Source organism: Williamsia sp. DF01-3, assembly GCF_023051145.1.
In the GTDB taxonomy this organism is placed as follows: domain Bacteria; phylum Actinomycetota; class Actinomycetes; order Mycobacteriales; family Mycobacteriaceae; genus Williamsia.
Genome location: NZ_JALKFS010000005.1, coordinates 2,202,032 through 2,220,808, shown reverse-complemented (window position 1 = coordinate 2,220,808; position 18,777 = coordinate 2,202,032). Strand labels below are relative to the sequence as shown.

Genomic DNA, 18,777 nt, shown 5'->3' with positions numbered 1-18,777 from the left:
CGTGAACCGCTCACCGGTCACTCACCCACTGTGCCCGACACATCTCCGGCGACACGGGAACGAATCGCCGATGCCCTGCCGCCGCCCCGACCACTATGCCCGATATGTCCGTATTCGCAGGTAACGGGCGTGTACACCCAGCCAACCAACTCTCGGGCGCCGCTCGGAGTTCCTGCAATCTGGCTGTACGATCGCCGAATTAGGCAACGCGACCCTAATCTGATGCACGAGGAGCCCACACCGTGAACCTGGCTGACACCGGCTCGGCACCATCGGTGGGGACGCAGCTGTTCGGCAGTGGGCTGATCGGTCTGCGTGAGGGCCTCGAAGCCGGGATCGTCGTGATGATCCTCGTCGCGTTCCTCGTGAAGTCCGACCGCCGCGACGCGTTGAAGTGGGTGTGGCTCGGGGTGGGCGCTGCGGTCGCCATGGTGCTGATCATCTTCGCGGCCATCCACTACGGCACGTCCACCCTCACCGGGCTCACCGCTGAAGCGATCGCGGGAGTCACTTCACTGGCCGCAGTGGTCATCGTGACGTTCATGGTGCTGTGGATGAAGAAGGCCGCGGCGTCGATCTCCGGTGAACTCAGGCAGTCGATGACCCGGGCCCTCGAAGTGGGGGCCGGCGCCGTTGTCCTGCTGTCATTCCTGGCCGTCGGTCGCGAAGGCGTCGAGACCGCCCTCTTGATGGTCGGATACGCGGAGAACACATCGGGAAGCAACTGGCCTCTGATCGGTCTGATCATCGGCGTGGTCGGGGCGGTGGCGCTGACCGTCCTCCTGTACCAGGGCACCGTCCGGATCAACTTCCAGAAGTTCTTCACCTACACCGGCGCGTTCCTTGTCTTCGTCGCCGCCGGGATGTTCGCCTACGCGATCCGTGCACTGCAGACCGTCAACTGGATCCCGGGGTTGTCGAACATCGCCTTCGACATCACCGACCACTACGACCAGACGTCCTGGTACGGCACGGTTCTGGCCGGCATCTTCAACTTCCGGCCCGATCCCACCGTGCTCCAGGTGACCGGCTGGGCGGCCTACCTCGTCATCGTCATGACCGCGTTCCTGTGGCCGACAAGGCGTGAGAATCCCGCCACTCCCCCGGCACCGACCCCCACCTCGGCCACCGTCTGATCGACGCCCGGCCTCCCGCGCCACCCAAGAAAGGCAGCACCCCCTTGAAGAATCCCACCCGAGCCACGAAAGTCGTTGCACTCATGTGCGCGGCTGTCGTCGGCCCCGTGTTCCTCGCGGCATGCACCGACAAATCGGAGCCGTCCGAAGGTGACATCGCGGTGACCTCAACCGATGAGAGCTGCGACCTCGCGGCCACCGACGCCCAGACCGGCGACGTGTCGTTCAACGTGACGAACAACGGCAACAAGATCACCGAGTTCTACGTGTACGGCAACAACAATCGAGTGCTCGGCGAGGTCGAGAACATCGGCCCCGGTCTGACCGGCAAGCTGACGGTCGAGATCGTCGAACCCGGCACGTATGAGACGGCATGCAAACCGGGCATGGTAGGCACCGGTATCCGCAAGCAACTCGAGGTCACCGGGGAGACGAAGGAAAAGGCCAAGGCCCCGGCCGACGTCGAACAGGCCAAGGCCAGCTACCTCGATTACGTGCGCGGGCAGGTCAACGGATTCGCCGCGCAGACCGCCATCTTCGTCGAGGCCGTGAAGTCGGGCGACCTGGAGGCCGCGAAGGCGCAGTTCGGCCTCACCCGCACATTCTTCGAGCGGATCGAGCCGGTTGCCGAGTCGTTCCCCGACCTCGACCCCGCAATCGACATGCGTTGGGATGACACCGAAGACGGCGCCCAGCCGTTCACCGGTTTCCACCGTCTCGAGCGTTTCCTGTGGCCGCCGCAGCAGTCCGATGTGGGCGAGAACCCCGGTGATGTGACCCAGGCCGACTTCGACAACGCCCAGAAGACAGACAACAAGACCGAGGCAGACAAGGCCGCGGACGAACTGCTGGCCAACGTGAACGAGCTCAAGACCGAGGTCGACAAGCCCGACTTCACTTTCGAGACAGGCTCTTTCGTGAAGGGTCCGCAGGCGCTGATCGATGAGGTCGCGGCCACGAAGGTCGGGGGCGAGGAAGATCGTTACAGCCATACCGATTTGTGGGATTTCGCAGCCAACGTCGATGGTTCCGAGACGCTGATCGCTGCGATGCAGCCCATCATCGCCGCCAAGAATCCCGAACTGATGGACAAGATCACGGCACAGTTCGCCACCGTCCGGCAGTCCGTGGAGCAGTACCGCGAAGGTGACGGATACAAGTCGTACGACCAGGTGCCCGAAGAAGCGCGCAAAGCGTTCTCCGACCAGATCGATGCGCTGTCGCAGAGCCTGAGCCTGGTTCCGGGGCTTGTGATGGGTCAGTAGTGGAGGGACCCGACGACAGGCGGGCCGCCGACAAGCCGGCCGACACCCCGTCCGAGCAGCCCCGACACCATGCCGGCGTGACCCGCCGGGTGGTGCTGGGTGCCGCCGGCGTGGGTGCGGTCGCAGCTGCGGCCGTCGGCGGCGCTGCGGTGGGACGGTCCACCGCAGCCGAATCGCAGGCCGACGCCAACGCCCACATCGTCCCGTTCTACGGCGAACGGCAGGCGGGCATCATCACCGAGGCCCAGGACCGCCTGCACTTCGCCTCGTTCGACGTGATCACCGACTCCCGAGAAGAGCTGGTGGACATGCTGCGACGCTGGACCGCCGCGGCCGAGCGGATGACCCGCGGTCTCGACACCGTCGAAGGCGGTGCTCTCGACATGGGCGACTACACGCCCCCGGCCGACACCGGCGAGGCCATCGGCCTGTCCGCTGCATCGTTGACGCTCACCATCGGCTTCGGGCCCGGACTGTTCGGGCCGAGCGCGTCCAATCCCGCCGGGGTGGACCGCTTCGGCATCGCCGACCGCAAACCCGCTGCGCTGGTTGACCTCCCACCCTTTGTCGCCGATGCCATCGAGCGCACCCGCAGCTTCGGCGACATCGCCGTGCAGGCCTGCTCGAACGATCCACAGGTGGCGGTACACGCAATCCGGAATCTGGCGAGGATGGGGTTCGGCGTGGTGAGTGTGCGGTGGTCGCAGCTCGGTTTCGGTCGCACGTCGTCGACCACCACATCCCAGGCGACACCGCGGAACATGTTCGGCTTCAAGGACGGAACAGCCAACATCAAGGCCACCGACACCAAGGCGCTCGACGAGCATGTCTGGGTGGCCGAGAGCGACAACCCCGCCGGCGCACAGTGGATGACCGGCGGGTCGTACCTGGTGGCCCGGCGCATCCGGATGGACATCGAACCGTGGGACCGGGCGATGCTCCTGGAACAGGAACAGATCGTCGGCCGCTTCAAAGGCAACGGCGCCCCTCTGGGCAAAGTAGACGAATTCGACGAACCCGACTTCGCGATCGGCGACGGCACCGGACCGCTCATCGCCCGCAATGCCCATGTGCGCCTGGCACATCCGAACAACCTGGACGGCGTGCGGATCCTGCGCCGCGGCTACAACTTCACCGACGGTTCAGACGGCTTCGGACACCTCGACGCCGGTCTGTTCTTCATCGCCTATTGCCGCGACGCGCACAAGCAATTCGTCCCCATGCAGCGTGCGCTCTCCACCAAGGACGCGATGATGGAGTATCTGATGCACACCGGCAGTGCACTGTTCGCCTGCCCACCCGGGATCAACGAGGGCGAATACTGGGGTCAACACCTCTTCGAATAGTCCAGCCCCTCCGGAAATGGTGGGTTCGGGCGAGTGAATCCGCAGGTCGGGCTCACCCTAACCCACCAATATCGGGTTATCGGGGGAGGTTGGTGCGCCAGAACTCGGCTGTTCTCGGCCCGGGCCCTGCGGCCTCGGCAACGCGGATGTCGGCCATGAACTGGAGAACCGCGGCGCGCAGGGCGTCCTCGACACTCGGCCCGTCGGCAACCACCCGGACAGAACGTACGGCGTCGGGAACGAGGTCGTCCGGAAAACCGGCAGCGGCAAGGCGTTCGAGTACCTTCTGGGCCAGCGCCAGGGCCGGCTGACCGGTGGCGATGCCGTCGAGTACCGATCCCCTGGCCTTCTCCGCCGCCTTTCGGGTCTCCCATTCCTCGAGTTGGGTCTGCAGGTCGATGTCGTTCCCGCTGAGCACACCCTGGGTTCGAGCCGAGATCTTCGTGGTGAAAGCCCGTGCCACATCGTCGATGTCGAAGGGGTCATCGGGCCGGTCGGCCGCGACCCGGGCGTGGAACAGCACCTGCAACAGGATGTCGCCCAGTTCCTCGAGCAGATGGTCGCGGTCGCCGGAGTCGATGGCGTCGAGCAGTTCGTAGGTCTCTTCGACGAGGTACCGGCGCAGCGACTCGTGCGTCTGATCCCGCTCCCACGGTCCGTCACGGCGCAGTCGGTCCATCAGCTCGACGGCCGCGAGAAGCTCCCAGCCGCTGGGCCGTCCGGTCACGCGCCACCTGCCGTGCCGGCCGCCGCAGGAACGGCCGCACGCATGTTGACCGAGCCCGGCGTGCGACCGTCGACAACCAGCAGGAGGTCGGCGACCACCTGCACCAACTCGACGTCGCGGACCCTGTCGCTGCCGATGCCGCCGGTACGCGGGATGGGTAGGCCGACCACGCCGGTGGTCGCACGATAGACCACGCTCGGGTAGATCCGCTTGAGTCGGACCTGTTGGGAATCCATGAGTTTGAGCGGCGAGATCTTGATCTGACTGCCGGCCACACCCACCTCTTTGACCCCGAGTTCGCGCGCCAGCATCCGCAACTTGGCCACCGACACCAGCCGTGCGACCTCTTCGGGCAGCGGACCGTAACGGTCGACCAGTTCGTCCACCACCCCGCCGATCTCCTCGGCCGAGTCCGCGGCGGCGAACTTGCGGTACGCCTCCAGGCGCAACCGGTCCGAATCGACATAATCGACCGGGATGTGCGCATCCACCGGCAGATCGATCCGCACCTCGCGGTCTTCCTCGGTCGCGATCGGCCGTCCGTCTGCGGCTGCCCGGTAAGCCTCCACCGCCTCGCCGACGAGTCGCACGTAGAGGTCGAATCCGACCCCCGCGACGTGGCCGGACTGTTCGGCGCCCAAAACGTTTCCGGCGCCACGCAATTCGAGGTCCTTGAGCGCGACGGCCATACCGGCGCCCAATTCGTTGTTCTGCGCGATGGTCGACAATCGCTCGTAGGCAGTCTCGGTGAGCGGCTTGTCGCCGTTGTACAGGAAATACGCGTAACCGCGTTCGCGGCTGCGACCGACTCGGCCACGCAACTGGTGCAGCTGCGACAGTCCGAGCACTTCCGCGCGGTCGACGATGAGGGTGTTCGCGTTCGAGATGTCGAGGCCGGTCTCGATGATCGTGGTGCACACCAGGACGTCGTATTCGCGGTCCCAGAAACCCGTGACCGTGCGCTCGAGAAGGTCCTCGCCCATCTGGCCGTGTGCCACCACGACCCTGGCCTCGGGCACCATCTCCTTGATGGACGCCGCGGTCTTGTCGATGGTGCTCACCCGGTTGTGCACGTAGAACACCTGACCATCACGCAGCAACTCACGCCGGATCGCGGCCGCGACCTGCTTCGCCTGATAGGCACCGACATACGTGAGAACCGGGTGCCGTTCCTCGGGCGGGGTCAGGATGGTCGACATCTCGCGGATACCGGCCAACGACATCTCCAGCGTTCGCGGAATCGGTGTGGCCGACATGGTCAGCACGTCCACGTGGGTACGCAGCGCCTTGATGTGTTCCTTGTGCTCGACGCCGAAGCGCTGTTCTTCGTCGACCACGACCAGGCCGAGGTCCTTCCACCGCACACCCGAGGCCAGCAGTCGGTGGGTGCCGACCACGATGTCGATGCTCCCGTCGGCGAGACCGTCGGTGACCTTGCGTGATTCGCGGGTGTCGGTGAAACGGGACAAGCCGGCCACGGTGACCGGGAACCCGGACATGCGTTCGGTGAACGTCTGCAGATGTTGTTGCGCGAGAATGGTTGTGGGCACCAGCACCGCAACCTGCTTGCCACTCTGCACGGCCTTGAACGCCGCGCGGACGGCGATCTCGGTCTTGCCGTAGCCCACGTCACCGACCACCACACGGTCCATCGGGACCGGCCGCTCCATGTCGCCTTTGACCTCGCCGATCACGGTGAGCTGATCGATGGTCTCGGTGAACCCGAAGGCGTCTTCCATCTCCCGCTGCCACGGGGTGTCGGGCGCGAACGCGTATCCGGGCGCGGCGTGCCGGGCCGCATACAGCTGCACCAGTTCGCCGGCGATCTCGCGAACAGCCTTGCGCGCCTTGCGTTTGGTGTTCTGCCAGTCCGACCCGCCGAGCTTCGAGAGCGAGGGCGCCTCACCGCCGACGTACCGCGACAGCTGATCGAGCGAGTCCATCGGGACGAACAGTCTGTCGCCGGGATGACCCCGCTTGCTCGGTGCGTATTCGATGACCAGGTATTCGCGGCGCGCGCCGCCGATCGTCCGCTCGATCATCTCGACGAACTTGCCGATGCCGTGCTGATCGTGCACCACCATGTCGCCGGCGTTCAGTGCCAGTGGGTCGACCTGGTTGCGTCGCTTGGCCGGGAGTCGTCGCCCGTCCTGGGCGCCGGTCACCCGCGCACCGGTGAGGTCGGCTTCGGTGGCGACCACCAGGCCCGCATCGGGCAGCACCAGTCCCGAGGTCAGCGCGCCTCGCAGCACCGACACCACGCCGGGCTCGGGAACGGAGCCCGGCTCGGCCAGTCGCGCCGCCACCTCGGCCTCGCCCAGTCGTTCCACCAGGCGCTCGGCTGTTCCGGCGCCGGCCGCGACCACAGCGGCGCGATTACCTGCGCCGATGTGAAGGCGCAGGGAGGCAAAGGTTTTGGTGAGTTCGTCGCGGTCTCCGCGCGGTGCGGGCCCGGGCGTGACCGCGAGTTCGGTGCCCATTCCCATCGGACTCAACGTCCACCACGGCCGTTCGGCCTCGACGGTCTGCGTGTGGACCTCACCGAGTGACCGGTATGCGCTGGCCTCCAGGTGCAGGATGCCTCCCAGGTCGATCGGGGCGTCGGCCCCGCCACCGGCAGCAGTCCACGACGCCTCGAGGAACTCGGCGCCGGTGCGGGCGAGATCCGAGGCGCGGGTACGAACCTTCTCGGGATCCAGGACCAGCACGTGCGTGCCCGCCGGCATCACCTCGGTGAGCAGTTGCATCTGCCCTGGGACAAGTGCGGGGATCAGCGCTTCCATGCCCTCGGTCGCGATCCCGTCGGAGAGCTTGGTGAGCATCTCCACCAGCGGACCGGTCGAACTACGCTCGACATCGTTGCCGGTCCCGGCGATCTCGCCTGCGAGCTCTGCCGCACGATTCCGGACCCCGGTGGTCAGCAGCAGTTCCCGGCACGGATGGATGTGGACGAGCTTCATGTCCACCTCGGGCTGACTGCGCTGGTCGGCAACCGAGAAGGCACGCTGCTCGGTGATCTCGTCGCCCCAGAACTCCACGCGCACCGGGTAATCGGTGGTGGTCGGGAACACGTCCAGGATGCCGCCGCGCACCGCGAACTCGCCTCGTTTGCCGACCATGTCGACGCGGGCGTAGGCGAGTTCGACCAGTTTCTCGATCAATGCATCGAAGTCGACCTCCGCTCCCTCACGCAGGGTGATCACGTCGAGGTCGCCGAGTCCCGGGGCCATCGGTTGCACCAGCGAACGCACGGTGGTGACCACCACGCTCAGCGGTGGGCCGTAGCTGCTGTCGTCGGGATGCCGGAGGCGATGCAGCACTCGCAGCCGCTGGCCGACCGTGTCCGCCGACGGCGACAACCGCTCGTGCGGCAGCGTCTCCCACGACGGGAAGTTGCTGACCCTCTTGCCGATCATGTCCCGGAGTTGGGCCGTGAGCTCATCGGCTTCGCGCCCGGTCGCCGCGACGACGAGCACGGGATCCGGGGAGGCCGCCGCCATTGCCGAGATCAGGAACGGCCGGGCGGCGGGTGGGCCCACCAGCTCCAATTCCGGGGCTCCCAGCTGGGCCACCACCCCGGTCAGGGCCACGTCCGACGCCGCGATCTGCGCCAAACCCGACAGCTGTCCCGTGAAAAATGCAGCAGAGGGCCCAGTCACACGACCAGTTTACGGGTGCGAACAAGGGCCGCCGGGCCGGGACCGTCGTGGACCGGAACGAAACCCGGGCAACACCCTCGTCGCCGGAGACCGGGCAGTTACGCTAGGCCGCATGAAAACCCGCTGGTCGGTGGCCAACCTGCCACGTATGGACGGCAAGCGTGTTGTCGTCACCGGTGCCACGAACGGCATCGGATGGGAAACCGCGCGTGGCCTGGCGCGTGTCGGGGCCCAGGTGGTGCTGGCGGTACGCGACCTCGATCGCGGCAAGGAGCGTGCCGAGCAGATCGCCGACGAGACCAGAGGCGCCCACCCCGAGGTCGTCGAACTCGATGTCGCCGATCTGTCCTCGGTTCGTCGATGCGCCGACGGTCTCGGACCGCTCGACATCCTCGTCAACAATGCGGGCGTGATGGCGTCCGAGCGGCGTACCACCGTCGACGGGTTCGAGATGGCACTCGGAACCAACTTCCTCGGACCGTTCGCGCTCACCAACCTCTTGCTGCCCCAGATCGCCGAGCGCGTCGTGATCGTCGGATCCACGTCGCACAAGACCGGTGAGATCAACCTGGACGATCCACATTTCGAGCACCGCACGTGGACACGTCCCACGTCGTACTCCCAATCCAAGTTGGCCGACATGCTGTGGGCGCTCGAACTTGATCGTCGATTGCGCAAGGCTGGTTCGACGATCACCACTGCCATCACCCACCCCGGATGGGCCACCACCGGCATCCTCGGGGTCACCGGGATCGCACCTCTGGACAAGGTGATCGAGGCCGCCGGCGCGGTGCTCGCCAACACGCCGGAACAAGGCGCGGCGGTCACGCTGTACGCGATGAATCCCGATGTGCCGTCGGGAGCGTATGTCGGACCCGACGGTCGATTCGGCCTGCGCGGCGATCCGGTTCTGGTCGGGCGCACCCCGAAGGCCTGCGACTTCCGGACCGCCGGCCTGCTGTGGGAGTTCGCAGAGCGCGAGACCGGCACGGAGTTCGGTCTGTGAGTGTGGTGATCCGACCGGCCACCGCGCCGGATTGTGTTGCGGTGGCCGACATCTACCGCCACTACGTCGAGAACACGGTGATCACGTTCGACTACGACTCGCCGTCCGCAGCCGACTGGAAAGCCAAGCGTGCGGATCTGAACGCCCAGCGGATGCCGTTTGTCGTCGCCTCGGACGAGACCGGCGCGGTGCTCGGGTTCGCGTACGTGGCGCAGTATCGCGTCAAACAGGCATACGCCTGGACAGTGGAGAACACCATCTACCTCAGCCCCGACCACACCGGAAAGGGCTATGGAACCGCGTTGATGAACGGGCTTCTCGACGCGGTGCGATCGACGTCGATCCGCCGGATCGTCGCGGTGATCGCCGACGTGCCCGGTACGGGCTCCATCGCACTGCACACCAAGGCCGGTTTCTACGACGTCGGCAGGTTGCGGCGGATCGGCTACAAACACGGCGCGTGGGTCGATTGCGTGCAGATGCAGCTAGACGTGAACGAATCGGACGATCCACCTGCCTGAGTACCCAGCGCGGGGATTAAACGGACCGCGGTCCGAGTTGATATTGTCATGTCTGTGCCGCGCATGCCCGCCTTGTTCCTCAGTCACGGTGCGCCGCCGTTGGTGGATGACACCCGGTGGGTCTCCGAACTCCGTGCGTGGTCCGGCGATCTGCCCCGGCCGTCGGCGATCCTGATCGTGTCGGCGCACTGGGAGTCGGCTCCGCTGACCATCGGTTCGACCGATCCCACCGTGCCGCTGACCTATGACTTCGGCGGTTTCCCCGAGCACTACTACCGCGCACGCTACGACGCCCCCGGGGCCGTCGACCTCGCCGCCCAGGTCGCCGCGTTGATGCCCGACGGACAAGCAGTCCACCACGACACTCACCGCCGACTCGACCACGGTGCCTATGTGCCGCTGACCGTGATGTACCCCGAGGCGCAGATCCCGGTACTGCAGGTCTCGCTGCCGACACTCGACCCAGAGAAGTTGCTCGACCTCGGCCGGCGACTGCGCCCGTTGCGCGACCTGGGCGTCCTCATCATCGGGTCCGGGTTCACCACACACGGGCTGCCGTTCCTGCGTGACCCACGCCCCGACGCCCCGGCACCCACCTGGTCGAAGGAGTACGACAGTTGGGCCGCAGAACGATTCGCCGCGGGCGACGTGGAGTCACTGGTGCGTTTTCGGACCGAGGCGCCGGGCATGCCGTACGCCCATCCGACGGTCGAGCACTGGTCGCCGCTGTTCGTGGCACTGGGCGCAAGCGACGACCCGGAGCAGCAGGGTCAGCAGATCATCGACGGATTCTGGATGGGCCTGAGCAAACGTAGCCTGCAGCTGAGCTGACGAGTCGATACTGCGACAGCAGCCTGGGGCTACCCTTTCTCGGTGTAGTCCGGACCGACGAGATGTGGGTCAGATTCCAAGTGCGACAACCCGTTCCAGCAGAGGTTCACCAGGTGGGCGGCCACCACCTCCTTGGACGGCTCACGGACGTCGAGCCACCACTGGGCGGTCACGGTCACCATTCCCACGAGGGCCTGTGCATACAGGGGCGCCAGTGCCGGGTCGCGGTCGCGGCGCTGAAAATCACTGGCCAGCAGGTGCTCGACCTGGCTGATGGCGTCGGTCAGCAAGCTCGAGTACTTACCGGTCTCACCCGCTGTGGGGGTACCCCGCACCAGGATCCGGAACCCCTCGGTGCGGTCTTCCATATAGGTCAGCAGGGCCAACGCCACCTGCTGTATCCGAAACCTCGACCGGTTCTGGGTGAGCGAGGACGTGATCATTCCCAACAGGGTTTCCATCTCGCGGTCGACCACCACGGCGTAGAGGCCCTCTTTGCCGCCGAAATGTTCGTACACAACAGGTTTGGAGACGCCTGCGCGCTGAGCGATCTCCTCGACAGAGGTCGAGTCGAAACCGCGTTCGGCGAACAGCCCACGGGCCACCTCGATCAGCTGGTGGCGCCGCTGTGTTCCCGTCATGCGGGCTCGCGGGGCGCGTTGCACCTTCTCTTCGTGAGCGGTGGGACGGTCGACGGTCACCTCGGTCCCTCCTGTCACTCGTTGCTCCGCCACCAGGACTCGAACCTAGAATGCCTGAACCAAAATCAGGAGTGTTGCCGATTACACCATGGCGGATTGCGCTCACGATTGTGCCACGCGTCCGGACACCGAGCGCAACAGGTCCGGACTGCGCACAGCTCAGTCCTTGGGGCCGCCTGCGACGTAGATCACCTGTCCGGACACGAAACCGGCACCTTCGCTGACAAAGAACGAGGCCGTGTGCGCGATGTCATCGGGCACACCGGTCCGCGCGACCGGGATCTGCGAAGCAGCGGCCTTCTTGAAGTCCTCGAAGGGAACGCCGACGCGTTCAGCCGTCGCCGCGGTCATCTCGGTCTCGATGAATCCGGGGGCGATGGCATTGGCGGTGACGCCGAACTTGCCCAGTTCGATGGCCAGGGTCTTGGTGAAGCCCTGCATGCCCGCCTTGGCGGCCGAGTAGTTGACCTGGCCACGGTTGCCCTGGGCCGAGGTGCTCGAGAGGTTCACGATCCGGCCGAACTTGGCGCCGACCATGTGCTGCTGCACCGCACGCGACATCAGGAAAGCACCGCGCAAGTGCACGTTCATGACCGCGTCCCAGTCCGAGACGGGCATCTTGAAGAGCAGGTTGTCGCGGGTGATGCCGGCGTTGTTGATCAGGACGGTCGGGGCACCCAGTTCACTCGCGACACGTTCGACCGCGGCGGCCACCGAGTCCTCGTCGGAGACATCGGCGCCCACGGCCAGCGCTTTGCCGCCGGCGTCGGTGATCGCCTTGACGGTGTCGGCACAACTGCCCTCGTCGAGGTCCAGCACTGCCACCGCCAGGCCGTCGGACGCGAGACGCTTGGCCACCGCCGCACCGATGCCGCGGGCCGCTCCGGTCACGATCGCCGTTCTCTGTTCGCTCACAAACAACTCCTTGTCGAAGAAACCTGATTCGTCCACCCGGCCGGCCCGAACCATCACTGCGCTGCCCGGTCGATACTCCCCCAGTTGTATCAAGACCCCCCCGAAGGTGCGTAGGATCGGGCCGTTCCCCCGCTTCCAACCGCATGGGAGTTCTATGTCCGCGGCCCCCGTATCCGCGCCTTCGTCGTCCGGACCGACCGCAGTTCTGGTTCTCGCCGCAGGCGCAGGCACCCGGATGAAGTCCGCGACCCCGAAAGTCCTGCACACCATCGCCGGCCGCACGCTGCTGTCCCACGCGCTGCACGCCGCAGACGACATCGATCCCGACCACCTGGTGGTCGTCGTCGGCCACGACCGCGCCCGGGTCGAGACCGCGTGCTCGGAGATCGCCGCCACGTTGGGCCGCCAGGTGGTGACGGCGGTGCAGGAGCAGCAGAACGGCACCGGTGACGCCGTGCGCGCCGGACTGTCGGCACTGCCCGACGGGTTCGACGGCACCGTGCTGGTGACCGCGGCGGATGTCCCCCTGCTCGACGGACCGACACTTCATGCGCTGATCAGCGACCACACCGCGTCGCCCCGTGCCGCGGTGACAGTGCTCACGTCCACCGCGGAAGACCCCACCGGGTACGGCCGGGTTCTACGCACCCAGGACGGTGCGGTCACGGCGATCGTCGAACAGAAGGACGCCACGGAGCAGCAACGGGAGATCACCGAGATCAACTCGGGCGTCTACGCCTTCGACGCGCAGACCCTGATGGGGGCCCTGGCCGAGTTGTCGCCCGACAACGCACAGCACGAGCTGTACCTCACCGATGTCATCGAGATCGCCAACCGGCACTCGAAAGTGGTGCGCGCCAAGCACATCGACGATGCCGCCTTGGTCGCCGGCTGCAACGACCGACTGCAACTGTCCACCCTGGGCGCCGAACTCAATCGTCGGGTCCTCGCCCGCCACATGCTGGCCGGCGTCACGATCATCGATCCGGGCACCACCTGGATCGACGTCGATGTGACGATCGAGCCCGACGTCACCATCGCTCCCGGTACTCAGCTGCTCGGAACCACCGACGTCGCGACCGGGGCGCAGATCGGGCCCGACAGCACTCTTGCGAACGTCACCGTGGGGACCGGCGCCTCGATCATCCGAACCCACGCGACCGACGCGGTGGTGGGCGCCGACACCCAGGTCGGCCCCTTCGCCTACCTGCGACCCGGCAGCGTGCTGGGCGATGGCGGCAAGATCGGGACCTTCGTCGAGACCAAGAACGCCGACATCGGGCCCGGCGCCAAGGTGCCCCACCTGACCTATGTGGGCGACGCCACCATCGGCGAGGGCACCAACATCGGCGCCTCGAGCGTCTTCGTGAACTACGACGGTGTGAACAAGAACCGGACCGTCGTCGGCTCGCACTGCCGCACCGGGTCCGACACGATGTTCGTCGCACCGGTCAACGTCGGTGATGGCGCCTACACCGGAGCGGGTACCGTCTTGACGCAGGATGTGCCCGCGGGCGCCTTGGCGATCTCCGGTGGCAAACAACGAAACATCGACGGTTGGGTGCAAGCCAAACGGCCCGGCACGCCCGCGGCCCGGGCGGCTGCCGACGCACTCACCGTCGCCGATCACGTGCAACAAGAAAGTGAAGATCAGTGACCTGGACCACCACCGACAACCAGAAGAGCCTCATGCTGTTCTCTGGTCGTGCACATCCCGAGCTGGCCGACGCGGTCGCCCGGGAACTCGACATCAAGGTCACCCCGCAAACCGCCAGAGACTTCGCGAACGGTGAGATCTTCGTGCGTTTCGAGGAGTCGGTCCGTGGCTCGGATGCTTTTGTGCTCCAGAGCTGCCCGTATCCCCTGAACAAGCACCTGATGGAACAGCTGATCATGATCGACGCCCTCAAGCGTGGGTCGGCCAAGCGCATCACCGCCATTTTGCCGTTCTACCCGTATGCGCGTCAGGACAAGAAACATCGTGGGCGCGAACCCATTTCGGCTCGCCTGGTTGCCGATCTGCTGAAGACCGCGGGCGCCGACCGCATCATCACGGTCGACCTGCACACCGACCAGATCCAGGGCTTCTTCGACGGACCGGTCGACCACATGCACGCGCAGGGTCAGCTATCGGAGTACGTCAAGAACAAGTACGGCACCAAGCACATCACCGTGGTCTCCCCCGACTCCGGACGTGTCCGCGTTGCCGAGAAGTGGGCCGACTCGCTCGACGGTGCTCCGCTGGCCTTCATCCACAAGACACGCGACCCCCTGGTGCCCAACCAGGTGAAGTCCAACCGTGTTGTCGGTGACGTCTCGGGACGCACCTGCGTGCTGATCGACGACATGATCGACACCGGCGGCACCATTGCCGGCGCGGTCCAGGTACTCAAGGACGCCGGCGCGGGCGACGTGATCATCGCGACCACACACGGCGTGTTCTCCGACCCCGCTGCCGAGCGACTCGCCAACTGCGGAGCCCGTGAGGTCATCGCCACCGACACGTTGCCGATCGGGCCGGAGAAGCAGTTCGACAGCCTCACCGTGCTGTCGATCGCGCCGCTTCTGGGCCGCACCATCCGTGAGGTGTTCGAAAACGGTTCGGTGACAAGCCTGTTCAACGGAAGCGCATAGGCACTCCGGTGGCGACCATTTACCACAACCCCAAGTGCTCGACGTCGCGCAAGGCATTGCAGCGAATGCGCGACGGCGGGGTCGAGCCGACGATCGTCAAGTATCTGGAGACACCGCCGAGCCGTGTCGCCCTGGAGAAGATGATCGCCGACGCCGGCATCGAGGTCCGTCAGGCCGTTCGCAAGCGCGAGTCGCTGTACAACGAACTCGATCTCGCGGACGCGACCGACGACGAGTTGCTCGACGCGATGGCCACCAACCCGATCCTCATCGAGCGACCGTTTGTGGTGACCGACAAGGGCACCCGCCTCGCCCGTCCGGTCGAATCGATCGACGACATCCTCTGAGAAGAAGAACGGCCGCCTAACCGCCGAACGGCGCGATGGCGGTCAGGGTGGGCTTCGGTAGCGGTCGCTGCACACGCGGCACGGCGATGGCGGCCAGGCCGCGAAGTACACCCTTTGTCATGTCGAAGAAGTCGAAGTAGTCGCGCCAGACGGTGATCAGGCCATCCTCGATCTCGAACCGGCCACAGACCCAGAACTGCATCGAGAACCTGCCGAAGGTGAGTTCGTCGATGCGTTCGGTCAGCACCACGGGACCGTCGGTGGTGACGTTGATGAACTGCACGCCGAAGCCCGCGCGAGGGTTCTCCATCACCTTGAAGAGCTTGGCAACGCGGGACTTGCCGCGGATCGTCGAGACGCCCACGTTGGTGTAGTCGATGTCGGGGTGAACCAGCTCCATTGCCGCCCCTAGGTCGCCGAGGGCGAGCAACTCGAGGAACGACCGGGCGATCTCCGCCTCAGATCTGTCGGTCTCTGTGTCGAAATCGTCTGTCATACCGGCGACGCTACCCGCCGGTGCCGCGGCGTGGTCGCCGAAGCCGGCGAGCCGGTCACAGCGCCGCCCATCAGCGCGAATCGGAGACGCGGCACGGGTGCGGTATAGTCTGACCCGTTGTCTCGGCGAGGGTGATCTCGATTGTCACCGTGATCGGCGCGGCGTGGTTCTCCCCTTCGGGTGCACTGTGGCTGTCTGTCGATGTTGTCGTGACCCACAGACCCACCACCCGTAGCACCGAGGAGAACACCCATCATGGCCAACGCCAATCAGGCCAGCAATCTGAGCGTTTCGATCCGCACCGAGAGCGGCAAGGGCGCAGCCCGTCGCACCCGTCGCGCAGGCAACGTGCCCGCCGTGCTCTACGGCCACGGCACCGAGCCCCGACACCTCACCATTCCGGCCCGCGAGTTCGCCGCGATCCTGCGTAACAACGGTCTCAATGCCGTCATCGACCTCGACATCGAGGGCGAGACCCAGCTGGCACTGACCAAGCAGGTCGACGTGCACCCGATCCGCAACTACATCGAGCACGCCGACCTCGTCGTGATCAACCGCGGCGAGAAGGTCACCGTCGAGGTCGCGATCGTTGTCGAGGGCGACGCCGCCCCCGGCAACCTGGTCACCCAGGACGCCAGCGTCATCGAGATCGAGGCCGACGTGCTGTCGATCCCTGAGCAGATCGTCGTGTCGGTCGAGGGCAAGGAAGCCGGCTACTCGATCAGCGCTGCCGAGCTCGAACTGCCCGAGGGCGTCACCCTGATCTCCGATCCCGAGACGTTGATCATCGCCGTCAACGAGGCCCAGAAGGCCGAGACCGAATCGGACGCCGATGCTTCCGAGCCGGCCGAGACCGCCGAAGCGGCCGACGAGGGCGACTCCGCCGGCGAGTAGATCAACGCCGCAACGATTCTGCCGTCTCCGGCCCGCGCACCTCGGTGTCGCGGGCCGGAGTCGTCTGCGGCGCCTGTCTCGACGAGGCGCCTACCGACGTCCCCAGCAGCTTGATCGTCACGCCCGCCGCGCTGACCACGACGCCGGCAACCTCCCACACCCCGAGCTGATCGCCGAACATCGGCCAGGCGATCACCATGGTGGTGGGCGGCACGAGCAGCAGCAGAGTGCTCAGGTGCATCGGTCCGGCCTCCCGATTGACCCACAGGTAGGCACCCCAGCCGCCGAACGTCGCAAAGACAACGGCCCATCCCAGCGACCACGCGAAGTCGAACGTCATCGGCGGAATCACGTCCCCCACAGCCGCATTCACAGCCCAGAAGATGACGGCACCCACGACACACTGCACAGCCAGGGCGGCCGCCATCGGCTCGGGCGGTCGCAGTCGCCGCTCGGTGAGCGTGGCCGCGACCAGGGCGAGCATCCCGAACGTGCACAGCAGGTAGGCCCACCAGGGAACGCCGCCGGCGTGCATCTTGCCCCCGACCACGAGTCCGACACCCACGATGCCGACGGTCAGGCCCATCCACTCACGGGCTCCTATCCGCTGACCGAGCACGGGCACCGCACACGCCGCCACCACCAACGGCTGCAGTGAACAGATCAATGCGGTGATGCCGGGACTGAGCCCCGCACCCACCGAGGCGCTGATCGCCCCCAGGTACAGACCCTGCATCACGATCGCCAGGCCCACCTGTCGCATCACGCCTGCGCGGGTGATGCGCAGACGCCTCACCACACAGAAGCCGATCAGCAGGATGGCAGCCACCGCGAACCGGCAGCTGAGCAGCATGTGCCAGGAGGAGTAGCGGGCGGCGAGTTCTGCTCCGAGATAACCCGAGCTCCACGTGAGCACCAGAACCGACGAGGCTTTGATCATGGCGACAGGTAAACACACCGGTCGGTATACTTGCAGTGTACCGAGCCACCGACGAGGAGATCCATGACCGTTCCCGCTGTCCTCGACGTACCGACCGAGGCGCCCATGACCCCCGCAGCCGAGCGAATCCTTGACGCCGCGGGGACCTTGTTCTACACCCACGGCATCCGAGCCGTCGGTGTCGACTCGATCGCCGAGACCGCCGGCACCACCAAGAAGACGATCTACGACCGGTTCGGATCCAAGGACGGGCTGATCGTCGCGTATCTACATCGCCGAAGTCTGCGGTGGCGCACCCTCGTGCTCGACTTCATCCGTCCCCTTCCGGTCGGACGCGCACAGGCCCTGGCCGTCTTCGACGCCACCGATGAATGGATGGCGTCGTGGGTGCGCGGCTGCGGCTTCATCAATGCGTATGCCGAACTCGGCGGAACCGACCATCCCGGTGTCGAGATCATCGTCGAGGAGAAGGCGTGGGTGCGTGACCTGTTCGCGCACACATGTACCGCAGCCGGCTATCCCGAGCCCGATTTCCTCGCCGGGCAGTTGACGCTGTTGCACGAGGGCAGCATCGTCGCCCGGACCGCGGGGGCACAGGACGATGCATCACGGGTTGCGAAGCTGACCGCGCAGGTGCTGCTGGACGCTCCGGCGCGCGAACCGTCGTGATGGGCGCGGATGACAGAATGAGCGCGTGACCGAGAGCATCGTGATTGTCGGCCTGGGCAATCCGGGCACCCGCTACGAGAAGACCCGCCACAACGTCGGGGCGATGGCGGTACAACACCTGGCGCACAAGCTCGGCGAGAAGTTCAAGGTACACAAGAAGTCCGGGGCCCAGATCGCGGTCGGACGGTTGGCCGGCAGTCCCGTTGTCCTGGCCGTCCCGACGTGTTTCATGAACGAATCAGGCCGCCAGGTCGGACCGTTGGCGGCGTTCTATTCCGCAGGTCCGCAGTCCTCGGGACCACACACACTCGTGGTGGTCCACGACGAATTGGACATCGAGTTCGGTGCCGTCCGCCTGAAGCAGGGTGGCGGCGAAGGTGGCCACAACGGCCTCCGCTCCATCTCGCAGGCCGTGGGCAGCAAGGATTATCTCCGGGTCCGGCTCGGAGTGGGCCGACCACCCGGTCGTCAGGATCCCGCCGACTTCGTCCTCAAGCCGTTCTCGACGTCCGAACGCACCGAGGTGCCACTGCTGCTGGAGAACGCGTCCGACGCGATCGAATTGCTGATCTCGAACACCCTGGAAGACGCTCAGAACCGCGTGCACGCGTGGTGAGCTGACAACCGCGCCGTCGCGCCGGAGAAGCTCGATTTGTGAGGTGGCACTCGCTAGCCTGTTACAAGCTTCGC

At 66.0% G+C, this 18,777-nt stretch carries 18 protein-coding genes and 1 tRNA gene; 12 read left to right on the top strand and 7 right to left on the bottom strand.

The features are described from left to right. The first annotated feature begins 242 nt into the window (after window positions 1-242). From efeU to efeB, 3 genes are all read left to right on the top strand, one after another. Window positions 243-1,136, top strand: a complete 894-nt coding sequence (gene efeU / locus MVA47_RS12685; RefSeq protein ID WP_247208212.1) for an iron uptake transporter permease EfeU — start codon at window positions 243-245, stop codon at window positions 1,134-1,136. Between the two features lie 83 nt (window positions 1,137-1,219). Then, a complete protein-coding gene (gene efeO / locus MVA47_RS12680; protein ID WP_247210741.1) occupies window positions 1,220-2,401 on the top strand; it encodes an iron uptake system protein EfeO in 1,182 nt (393 codons plus the stop codon). Then, a complete protein-coding gene (efeB, locus tag MVA47_RS12675; RefSeq protein WP_374474187.1) occupies window positions 2,401-3,747 on the top strand; it encodes an iron uptake transporter deferrochelatase/peroxidase subunit in 1,347 nt (448 codons plus the stop codon). Before efeO ends, efeB begins: the two co-directional genes overlap by 1 nt. A 76-nt stretch (window positions 3,748-3,823) precedes the next feature. Here efeB and MVA47_RS12670 read toward each other — a convergent pair whose 3' ends face one another. Beyond that, the gene (locus MVA47_RS12670) at window positions 3,824-4,474 is read right to left on the bottom strand and encodes a MazG family protein (protein ID WP_374474186.1); all 651 of its coding nucleotides are present in this window, start codon (window positions 4,472-4,474) and stop codon (window positions 3,824-3,826) included. Further along, the gene (mfd, locus tag MVA47_RS12665) at window positions 4,471-8,133 is read right to left on the bottom strand and encodes a transcription-repair coupling factor (RefSeq protein WP_374474185.1); all 3,663 of its coding nucleotides are present in this window, start codon (window positions 8,131-8,133) and stop codon (window positions 4,471-4,473) included. Before mfd ends, MVA47_RS12670 begins: the two co-directional genes overlap by 4 nt. Before the next feature lie 112 nt (window positions 8,134-8,245). On the opposite strand from mfd, the gene MVA47_RS12660 reads away from it, so the two are divergent. Genes MVA47_RS12660 through MVA47_RS12650 form a run of 3 tightly spaced genes read left to right on the top strand, consistent with a single transcriptional unit; the run spans window position 8,246 to window position 10,491 of the window. Continuing rightward, a complete protein-coding gene (locus MVA47_RS12660; protein WP_247208211.1) occupies window positions 8,246-9,139 on the top strand; it encodes an SDR family NAD(P)-dependent oxidoreductase in 894 nt (297 codons plus the stop codon). Next, a complete protein-coding gene (locus MVA47_RS12655; protein ID WP_247208210.1) occupies window positions 9,136-9,660 on the top strand; it encodes a GNAT family N-acetyltransferase in 525 nt (174 codons plus the stop codon). Before MVA47_RS12660 ends, MVA47_RS12655 begins: the two co-directional genes overlap by 4 nt. Before the next feature lie 48 nt (window positions 9,661-9,708). Continuing rightward, window positions 9,709-10,491, top strand: a complete 783-nt coding sequence (locus MVA47_RS12650; protein WP_247208209.1) for a dioxygenase — start codon at window positions 9,709-9,711, stop codon at window positions 10,489-10,491. 29 nt (window positions 10,492-10,520) lie between these two features. Here the strand turns inward: MVA47_RS12650 and MVA47_RS12645 are convergent, their stop codons facing one another. From MVA47_RS12645 to MVA47_RS12635, 3 genes are all read right to left on the bottom strand, one after another. After that, entirely contained in the window at window positions 10,521-11,192 is a 672-nt protein-coding gene (locus tag MVA47_RS12645) for a TetR/AcrR family transcriptional regulator (RefSeq protein WP_030170774.1), read from the bottom strand. Between the two features lie 24 nt (window positions 11,193-11,216). After that, window positions 11,217-11,288 (bottom strand) — tRNA-Gln (locus tag MVA47_RS12640). Window positions 11,289-11,351: 63 nt separating this feature from the next. Beyond that, entirely contained in the window at window positions 11,352-12,161 is an 810-nt protein-coding gene (locus tag MVA47_RS12635) for an SDR family oxidoreductase (RefSeq protein WP_099381791.1), read from the bottom strand. 100 nt (window positions 12,162-12,261) lie between these two features. On the opposite strand from MVA47_RS12635, the gene glmU reads away from it, so the two are divergent. Genes glmU through arsC form a run of 3 tightly spaced genes read left to right on the top strand, consistent with a single transcriptional unit; the run spans window position 12,262 to window position 15,088 of the window. Then, entirely contained in the window at window positions 12,262-13,764 is a 1,503-nt protein-coding gene (glmU, locus tag MVA47_RS12630) for a bifunctional UDP-N-acetylglucosamine diphosphorylase/glucosamine-1-phosphate N-acetyltransferase GlmU (RefSeq protein ID WP_247208208.1), read from the top strand. Then, on the top strand, window positions 13,761-14,741 hold the full coding sequence (locus MVA47_RS12625) for a ribose-phosphate diphosphokinase (protein WP_023962927.1): 981 nt from the start codon (window positions 13,761-13,763) through the stop codon (window positions 14,739-14,741). Before glmU ends, MVA47_RS12625 begins: the two co-directional genes overlap by 4 nt. An 8-nt stretch (window positions 14,742-14,749) precedes the next feature. Continuing rightward, a complete protein-coding gene (gene arsC / locus MVA47_RS12620) occupies window positions 14,750-15,088 on the top strand; it encodes an arsenate reductase (glutaredoxin) (protein WP_023962926.1) in 339 nt (112 codons plus the stop codon). Between the two features lie 16 nt (window positions 15,089-15,104). On the opposite strand, the gene MVA47_RS12615 is transcribed toward arsC, so the two are convergent. Then, complete coding sequence (locus MVA47_RS12615) at window positions 15,105-15,584, bottom strand: limonene-1,2-epoxide hydrolase family protein (protein WP_247208207.1); 480 nt, start codon at window positions 15,582-15,584, stop codon at window positions 15,105-15,107. Between the two features lie 255 nt (window positions 15,585-15,839). Between MVA47_RS12615 and MVA47_RS12610 the strand changes: the two genes are divergently transcribed. Continuing rightward, window positions 15,840-16,478: a 50S ribosomal protein L25/general stress protein Ctc gene (locus MVA47_RS12610; RefSeq protein WP_247208206.1), complete on the top strand. Its 639-nt coding sequence runs from the start codon at window positions 15,840-15,842 to the stop codon at window positions 16,476-16,478. Between the two features lies 1 nt (window position 16,479). On the opposite strand, the gene MVA47_RS12605 is transcribed toward MVA47_RS12610, so the two are convergent. Then, window positions 16,480-17,418 (bottom strand): DMT family transporter, encoded by a 939-nt coding sequence (locus tag MVA47_RS12605; RefSeq protein ID WP_247208205.1) that lies wholly within the window; start codon window positions 17,416-17,418, stop codon window positions 16,480-16,482. Between the two features lie 63 nt (window positions 17,419-17,481). Here MVA47_RS12605 and MVA47_RS12600 point away from each other — a divergent pair, with 63 nt between their 5' ends. Beyond that, window positions 17,482-18,087: a TetR/AcrR family transcriptional regulator gene (locus tag MVA47_RS12600; protein ID WP_247208204.1), complete on the top strand. Its 606-nt coding sequence runs from the start codon at window positions 17,482-17,484 to the stop codon at window positions 18,085-18,087. A gap of 25 nt (window positions 18,088-18,112) precedes the next feature. Then, on the top strand, window positions 18,113-18,703 hold the full coding sequence (gene pth / locus MVA47_RS12595; RefSeq protein WP_247208203.1) for an aminoacyl-tRNA hydrolase: 591 nt from the start codon (window positions 18,113-18,115) through the stop codon (window positions 18,701-18,703). Window positions 18,704-18,777: the final 74 nt, after the last annotated feature.

Excerpts from the sequence above, each read along its gene's own strand:
- MVA47_RS12610 (WP_247208206.1), top strand. The coding sequence starts at position 15,840 with ATGGCCAACGCCAATCAGGCCAGCAATCTGAGCGTTTCGATCCGCACC.
- MVA47_RS12615 (WP_247208207.1), bottom strand. The coding sequence starts at position 15,584 with ATGACAGACGATTTCGACACAGAGACCGACAGATCTGAGGCGGAGATC.
- MVA47_RS12600 (WP_247208204.1), top strand. The coding sequence starts at position 17,482 with ATGACCGTTCCCGCTGTCCTCGACGTACCGACCGAGGCGCCCATGACC.
- MVA47_RS12605 (WP_247208205.1), bottom strand. The coding sequence starts at position 17,418 with ATGATCAAAGCCTCGTCGGTTCTGGTGCTCACGTGGAGCTCGGGTTAT.
- MVA47_RS12650 (WP_247208209.1), top strand. The coding sequence starts at position 9,709 with ATGTCTGTGCCGCGCATGCCCGCCTTGTTCCTCAGTCACGGTGCGCCG.
- MVA47_RS12635 (WP_099381791.1), bottom strand. The coding sequence starts at position 12,161 with ATGGTTCGGGCCGGCCGGGTGGACGAATCAGGTTTCTTCGACAAGGAG.
- efeO (WP_247210741.1), top strand. The coding sequence starts at position 1,220 with ATGTGCGCGGCTGTCGTCGGCCCCGTGTTCCTCGCGGCATGCACCGAC.
- glmU (WP_247208208.1), top strand. The coding sequence starts at position 12,262 with ATGTCCGCGGCCCCCGTATCCGCGCCTTCGTCGTCCGGACCGACCGCA.
- MVA47_RS12660 (WP_247208211.1), top strand. The coding sequence starts at position 8,246 with ATGAAAACCCGCTGGTCGGTGGCCAACCTGCCACGTATGGACGGCAAG.